The 7524-nt window shown below is 42.1% G+C and carries 6 protein-coding genes; 3 read left to right on the top strand and 3 right to left on the bottom strand.

All coding sequences use genetic code 11. The features are described 5' to 3' along the window. Positions 1-467 precede the first annotated feature (467 nt). Positions 468-3263, top strand: coding sequence for a hypothetical protein (locus F6K52_RS28550; protein ID WP_293086609.1), 2796 nt, complete (start codon positions 468-470; stop codon positions 3261-3263). 159 nt (positions 3264-3422) lie between these two features. On the opposite strand, the gene F6K52_RS28545 is transcribed toward F6K52_RS28550, so the two are convergent. From F6K52_RS28545 to F6K52_RS28535, 3 genes are all read right to left on the bottom strand, one after another. Further along, on the bottom strand, positions 3423-4463 hold the full coding sequence (locus F6K52_RS28545; protein WP_293086607.1) for an adenylate/guanylate cyclase domain-containing protein: 1041 nt from the start codon (positions 4461-4463) through the stop codon (positions 3423-3425). Between the two features lie 304 nt (positions 4464-4767). Further along, positions 4768-5409 carry a DUF3120 domain-containing protein gene (locus tag F6K52_RS28540; protein ID WP_293086602.1) on the bottom strand — a complete coding sequence of 214 codons (642 nt, stop codon included), beginning with the start codon at positions 5407-5409 and terminating at the stop codon, positions 4768-4770. A 134-nt stretch (positions 5410-5543) separates the two neighbouring features. Then, a complete protein-coding gene (locus tag F6K52_RS28535; RefSeq protein ID WP_293086598.1) occupies positions 5544-5750 on the bottom strand; it encodes a hypothetical protein in 207 nt (68 codons plus the stop codon). A 318-nt stretch (positions 5751-6068) separates the two neighbouring features. On the opposite strand from F6K52_RS28535, the gene F6K52_RS28530 reads away from it, so the two are divergent. After that, positions 6069-6905: an undecaprenyl-diphosphate phosphatase gene (locus tag F6K52_RS28530; protein ID WP_293086612.1), complete on the top strand. Its 837-nt coding sequence runs from the start codon at positions 6069-6071 to the stop codon at positions 6903-6905. 13 nt (positions 6906-6918) lie between these two features. After that, on the top strand, positions 6919-7524 hold a 606-nt coding region (locus tag F6K52_RS28525), incomplete at its 3' end, for a PDZ domain-containing protein (protein ID WP_293086595.1).

Raw genomic sequence — 7524 nt, 5'->3', positions numbered from 1 at the left:
TAATAAAAGAGGTAAGCCTTCGAATAATGCTGAGTTAAGTCTGCTGACGGCACCTCAAGTAGCGTGAGCTAAAAGCTGACGGCACCTCAAGTAGCGTGGCCAAAGGCCTTCGGCTGACGGCTGTTCGCGCAGCGTGCGCGTAGCGCATATGCTTACAGCTATCAGCTTATGTGCTATGGGCACTGACGGGGTGTGGGGTGTGGGGTGATGGGTGACTTCACGCGACACGCGCTATAGCTGAATGCTTACAAAGCAACTATTTTTTTGTTGTAAAACTTTAAAAAAATAATAGACATATCTAAATTTCTATACAGTCATATTTAATTGATTTTATTGCAATTTAATAGGTGTTATTGAGCAGAAAATACGGAGCATCACATAAGCAAAACTTAACAATTAATCTAATCAATATCAATAATTGTAGTTTTTGTTTAAATGCTGTTACTGGATGATTTTAGGTTAAAATAATGGATCAACTAATTTTACTTTTTTTTGCCAATTTTTTTGTTCAAACACCAACGTTCCCTACGGATTTTAATAATTACCAAATTTTTGAAAACGTACAATTTGAAGTTAAAGATTCAGATTTTTTGACGTCTTATTCTGATCAGGTTAAGGATTTTATAATTGATAAGCAGCCAAACGATAAGCCAAAAGAGCAGCTAGACGATCATCTAAATGTATTGGCAATAGAGGTTGCTGAATCTAGGTCACCTGAAGCAGAGTCAGCCAGCTTACCAGCACAAACCCAAAATCAAGAAAATTCAAAAATAACTCCGATCAGTGATGTTATAACTCAAAGTGCCACCAAGTATCCTTGGATTATTAATCCCACTGATAAGTTAACCTTTGATCCCACATCATTTAGACCAAACAAAAACGAAAATTATCTAGAGACAGAGTTAAGATTCGCTGACGACAATCCCATTCTGAATAGATTTACCTTTGCTAATTTTCCTAAAGATAATCAATTCTACTGGGTTCTTGATGGCAATACTGTTGTTATAGAGACTCAAGGATTCCAAGGTGGTCTTCTCTACCAAGGAAAGTCAAGGGATACTCAACTCACCCAAACAGCGACTGTAGAGCAATCCTTGTGGGGGCTACAATTTATCTCAGCTTTGCCCACTAATTTTGAAGAGTTAGTTGGAGACGTTGAGGTTAATGACTTGACAGTAAGGGTAATCTCTGGAGAATTGAGAACTCCACAAGGAATACGGGCTGGTGAAGTAATCATTAATAGTGGAATTGATCCTGACGATCCTAATGTCACTGTTTTGGAAAATAGGGTAATTAATCTTGGCAGTGGCTCAACTTTGAATAGTAGCGGTGGAGGCTCTTTATTCCAATTTTTAGACGCAGATAATGCTCCCCAGATTTTGCAAGGTTATCCAACCACAAATCTACAACCTTTGTTAGATAATGGTAATGTCAAATTGGAAGAAGGGGAAATAATTCCTCAAGAGGCTCTACAAGCAGCGGGAATTACCTGGGGAGACCCTTTGACAGGAGAAGGTCTTAATTTCACGGCTCCTTCCACATCTATCCCTGGGGTTAAGATTGCACAACCAGGGGGAGGTATGACCAATGATTTATTGAATTTATCTGTCAATCCTTTCCTAACTGAAGAGGAAAGAGATTTTCATTATCTAAATTCTTTACATTGGATTCCTCTTGGTCAAAGAGCTACTGAAGTTGACTTGAATCTTGATAGTCAAGACAGTAAGCATTGGTACAGATTTTATATCAGTAAATCTCACAACCGAAGCCTGATTCAGTATGACCCAGTAGATATCAGTGCCAGTTACTCAAGTATTTTTTCCAACCCAGGTATTTCCCTAACCCTATCCTTTGATGGCGACCTGGATTCGAACCAAATTGCCAATGCAACTCTGGGAATGGTACTGGGGATAGTTTTTGAATTTATTGATTTTAACAATATAGACAACAGTATTAAAGACGCTCGGCAAAAATTTGACAATAACGAAGAATTTGCTCGGTTACAGACTAAAGCTACTCCCCAACAGCGACGTCAAATCAATCAAAGACTTAATCAAACCTTAGCTAATACTAATCGCTCTAGTCGCCTCAATCAGGTATCGGGTAGGGTGACGTTTCCTAGTCAAATTACTCCTAACCACTCTAGGATAGTCCAACTGAGAACGGGTAATCATCAGCGAGCTATTGATTTTATTCAAAGAGATATAAGTGATTGGGATCAAGGAGATACGTCTTTTTCTGAACTAAGACTATCTAACCAAGATTTTGGTCCATTGGGTTTTATTGCTGGAGTAGTTCCTTTGAATAATACCGCGATTACTCCCAGTAACCAATCATCAGCGGTAGACGTTATTTTGACTAGTCCTGATGGCAGACAATTTGTGCAACAATTTAGGTCTTTTGATAATACTGTTGTACCAATCAACAGTGGCCGAGCATTTGATATTGCATTTGATCGGATTACACTCACCCAGACTTCTCAACGAAGTATTCGAGACAAAACCTTTGCTGGTTATGTATCTCTACCGACTATAGAAGTATTAGTAGCTGGTACATCGGAAAATTTTAACTATGGTGTCAGCTTAGGAGGTTGGTTTAATCTGGCTCCTAATTCAGCACCAGGGGTTGGAGAAAACAATCCTTCAGATGTTTCCGACGATAATGGATTTACCAAAGAACCGACTGTGGGAGTCTATAGCCACGCTCAGGTAAATTGGATTAATCGACATGTAGCGGTTGACTCAACCAATAAACCAATCGCCATCATCACTCACGTGCCGTTTTTTAGTATTAATTGGAATAGTTCTGCGAATCGATTGAATCCTTTCCAAATCACAGCCGCTTATTCCTTTTCACGTCAGGGAAAAAGCGTAGGGTATTCAGTTACTCCTGCTATTCTCTATACTCCAGAAGGTCTGAATGCTTTTATGCCAGAAAATAGTCAAGGGGAAGTTGTCGGATATGTTACTGGAGACTTAGGAACTGTCGGTGGTTTAAAATCCAACCTTAATCTAGAGATAGGTAGAAAGGTGTTTTATGATGTAGAGCTTTCACAACGAGTGATCGAGAATTTTTCTCTAGGCGCTTTTGTCAGAAATTTCACCACTACCAATGTGGGGCTTGACAGTCGAGTGTCAGGCTTTAACTATGGCGCTATCTTGAGGTACCATTCAGATAATGGTTTATTTATAGACGCTAAACTAGGTACAGGTGACGAGGGATTTGATGCTAGAGTCGAAGCAGGTGCTCAGTTCAAATTTTAATAGTTAGGCATTGAAGATTAGTTAATTGCAACATATTAAGTTTAAGGTTGTTGAAAGTTAAAGGTTAGTTGTTTGAACGTTGAAAGTTGAATCTTGGGTTTTGAATTTTGAATTTTGAATTTTGAATTCCTAATAATGAGTGATACTTTTTAATAAAGCTTATTCAACACTTGGTAGAGTAGAGTTAACTCGCAAGAAATTATCTAATTTTTCATAGGTTCCAGCGTAGGTAATAGTGGAAGTATCATAACCTTTGAGATTGACAGTGTGTTGCTTGAACTTAAGCTCAGACTTTCGGATTTTGGAAAGGTAGCGGTATGTATCCTCCCCTAGGGCAATATCTAAACCAAGTTCCTTGGTGGCAGATTCGAGGCGAAAAGCGGCAATTACAGTATCCCCAACCGCAGTGTATTCTGGGCGATCGCCACTACCAGTAGTGTTACCAACAATAGCATAACCGGTGTTGATTCCAGTACCAATTCGGAGTGGGAAGGGCAGAGGATATTCCTTAGACAGATTGGTAGTCATTTTGTTCAGGTCATTGACCGCTTGCAAAATACTCATGGCTTCTTCATCACTGACCCCTTTAGAGCCATGAAACCAAATCGCCATAATTGCGTCACCGATATATTTATCTACCCAACTACCACACCTTTTCAGAATTTCTCCAGACTCCCGGAACCAGCTGCCAATGGCCACTGAGAGGGTGGTTTCATCCAACTGGTGGGTGAGTACGGTGAAGTTCCGGATATCCACGACCATCACTGAAATCAGACGGCGCACGTGCAATATTGACGTTTGGGTATCTTTATCTATAGGTTCGGGTGGTTCAGTTTGATGAGCCTTGCCTGGGCAATAAAACTCCAATTCTGTCTGACCAAAGGTAAGATGATCGCCATTGCGCAAGGTCACAGGAATGCTGACTCTGCGCCCATTGACAAATGTACCGTTACGGCTTCCTAAATCAATGAGATAGAAATCACCGTTTTCGGTACACTGCAACATCGCATGGTTTCGGGAAATCCAGCGATCTGAAAGTACAAAATTGTTATCATCACTACGACCGACGGTCCAGCAATTGCTACCAACTAATGGCATATAGTGATTGCCAGAGTCAGTAGGCATAAGTAGGTAAGGGGTGGATCGCAAAGTCACCACAGATATAGGAGCAACAACAGGGTTAACTGAGACGTTGATCATTGCATCAATTTTCCAAGATGTCCCCTGATTAGGGAAGGATAGCGCAGCAGTTGGAGAAACAATCGCAGCAACAAGTTACTGACTAGTTACTGCTAATCGAGCTTGAGTTTGCTGCTGTCAAAGACCCAGCAAAACTCATAAGCTGACCCTAGTAGATGCATTCAATGGATGATTCAGTCATTTCGGAATGACAACGCTCAAAACTAACCTAATATAAATATCTAAATATAAATATAAATAAATAAATGACGAAGGCTTCCGAAGAAGCCCACACTGTACCCTAAAGGGTCAGTGTCTGGAGTCATCATGCTAGGTTAGCTGCCAACCAAAAAAGACTATCTACCACGATTGTACTCAACACGGCTCCACTAAAGGTCCACCAATGGGGCTGTTCTTTTGTCAATGACCAAAGACCAACTATTCCTAGCGTAGCAACCAAAACCACTGCCCAGCTAATTCCCCAAGGAGTTTGGACTTGTGCGATCGCATTTTGAAAGATTGGTTTTGCCAGGACTGGCTCTACAACCATCACCTGACGCCAGTAGGGAATTAGATTCGTCAAGTAGAAATAGATGTCGGTCATGGCTGTACCGAATAACGAACCTAAGTAAAACAGATTTCCTACCTTTCCCCAACCCCGCCACAATCCCCACAGAGCAAATGGTAGACCAATTGCCTCTATGGGTAAATGCAATAGAGGTTCAGTGCGCAACCAACCCCAATATAGTGAACCCGCCAGCCAACTCCAGCTAAATCCCAACAGCAAGTCACCCCAGATTTGGGTTGATGGACGTTGGAGCAGTTTTACACCCAGCCACACCCAAGCCAGGGTGATGGCTAAACTCAACAGTGGGAAAAGCCGCACTAGGGGAGCTTGGAAGAATACTGGTACAGAAACCAGGAAGGAGGCGGCAGCAAATAATAGCCACCCTTGGGGATTACTCACTCCCCTAGGGGGGATCGATAGAAGTAGTTGCCCTGACTGATCAGAATGCCTTGGGGCGATAGCAGAAAACCAAGTATTTTTCAACAAAATTTTGTTATTTATCTTTAATTATCTTTATTGAACTTAATATACCATTACCAATATCCCCCCAGGGGGCATATTGCTAAGAGTACTGAAATATGGTGGTTGATGGCAAGGGTAGAAATATCTAATCTGAAGGATAAATTCAAAAACTCATGAAAAATTAAGATTTTCCAAGCCATTGGTAGTGCCCTACGGGTAGATCCAGAGCCATTGGTAGACTTTATCCCGATTCCCGATTCCCGATTCCCGAGAACCATGAAATATTAAAGTTTAAGGATTAAAGATCAAGATGGAATGGAATTGGTATATCATGAAATGTTTGCTAAGTATCCAGATTTCCTTGGCGATTGTTGGTAACTTATGCCAGAATACCGATTGAATTCAGGCTGGCTGATTCAGCTGGAGCAACCTCAATAGGGGAACGAATGGTCTTATCAAAACGTCAATTTATCAATTTTTCTATCATTGCTTTTATTAGCGCCTGCCTTACCTTCCCCTTGAAGGTTCTCGCTACAACTCCTGCCCCAGATGTCTTATCCTCAACCAGTACCACTGCCACAATTACTACGCCTCACATGACTATTTTTCAGGCTGTGGTGCTGGGCTTTGTACAGGGGTTTACGGAATTCCTGCCCATCAGTAGTACCGCTCATTTAAAAGTGGTACCTGTAGCCTTAGGCTGGGGTGATCCAGGGGTTGCGTTTACGGCTGTAATTCAACTAGGCTCCATTGCGGCGGTGGTGTGGTACTTCTGGGGAGACTTGAGTAAACTCACTACTGGCGCATTCAAAGCTATCCGTAAATCCGATTACCAATCCCAAGACTTCCAGATCGCCCTGGGAATTGCCTTGGGAACCCTACCCATTGTCTTCTTTGGACTGCTGATTAAAATCTTTATCCCTGATTATGACAATTCTCCAATACGGAGTACCATGTCAATCGCCTATGTCTCGATTGTGATGGGTTTGTTGATGGGTGTTTCTGAAGTGGTGGGTAAGCGTAAGCGTAACTTTGAAGATTTAGGTCTTAAAGATGGGATCGGCATGGGCTTGGCTCAGGCGTTGGCTTTAATGCCTGGTGTCTCCCGGTCTGGCTCAACTCTCACTGCTGGTTTATTCATGGGTTTGGAACGAGCAACCGCAGCACGGTTTTCCTTTTTGTTGGGCATCCCCGCCATTACCTTAGCTGGTTTAGTGGAGTTAGTCGGTTTGCTCAAAGATGGCATCGGGGATGCTGGGGGAATGTCACTGATTGTAGGGGTGATTTCATCAGCAGTATTTTCCTACGTAGCGATCGCATGGATGATAAACTATCTGAAAAAACAAGGTGTCTGGATATTTGTCTGGTATCGGTTATTGTTTGGGTTAGTAATTTTAGGTGGTATCATAACTGGGCTGTTACAAAATAGTTAGCGTCCGCAAGTGAATGAGTCAAAGCTCGATTCGTCCAGTATTAATCACAAAGGTTCTTCCCAACTCCATTGCCGCTGAGATTGGGTTTGAACCAGGAGATTCTATTGTTGCGATCAATGGCAGCCATCCCCGTGATTTGATTGATTATCAATTCCTGTGTGCGGATGAAATTTTAGAACTGGAAGTGCTGGATGGCGCGGGTGAAACTCATGTGATCGAAATTGAGAAAGACTATGATGACGATTTAGGTCTGGAATTCGAGACAGCATTATTTGATGGTTTGATTCAGTGCAATAATCGTTGCCCATTTTGCTTTATCGACCAACAACCACCAGGTAAGCGCCAAAGCCTTTATTTCAAAGATGATGACTATCGGCTTAGTTTCCTGTATGGGTCTTACTTAACCCTGACTAATCTGACTCAAACCGAGTGGGATCGGATCGAACGGATGCGTCTATCTCCTCTTTATGTTTCGGTTCATGCTACTGAACCGGATGTGCGCATAGGGTTACTGAAAAATCCTCGGGCTGGGCAAATTTTAGAGCAGTTAAGGTGGTTTCAGGAGCGACGGCTGCAAATTCATGCCCAGGTAGTGGTGTGTCCTGGGATTAATGATGGA

It is taken from the genome of Moorena sp. SIO3H5 (assembly GCF_010692395.1).
In the GTDB taxonomy this organism is placed as follows: domain Bacteria; phylum Cyanobacteriota; class Cyanobacteriia; order Cyanobacteriales; family Coleofasciculaceae; genus Moorena.
The sequence above is the reverse complement of the archived record's forward strand: the minus strand, read 5'-3'. Positions and strand labels throughout refer to the sequence as shown.

Coding starts and splice junctions, on each gene's coding strand:
- F6K52_RS28550 (WP_293086609.1), top strand. CDS start 468: ATGGATCAACTAATTTTACTTTTTTTTGCCAATTTTTTTGTTCAAACA.
- F6K52_RS28545 (WP_293086607.1), bottom strand. CDS start 4,463: ATGATCAACGTCTCAGTTAACCCTGTTGTTGCTCCTATATCTGTGGTG.
- F6K52_RS28535 (WP_293086598.1), bottom strand. CDS start 5,750: ATGGTTCTCGGGAATCGGGAATCGGGAATCGGGATAAAGTCTACCAAT.
- F6K52_RS28530 (WP_293086612.1), top strand. CDS start 6,069: ATGACTATTTTTCAGGCTGTGGTGCTGGGCTTTGTACAGGGGTTTACG.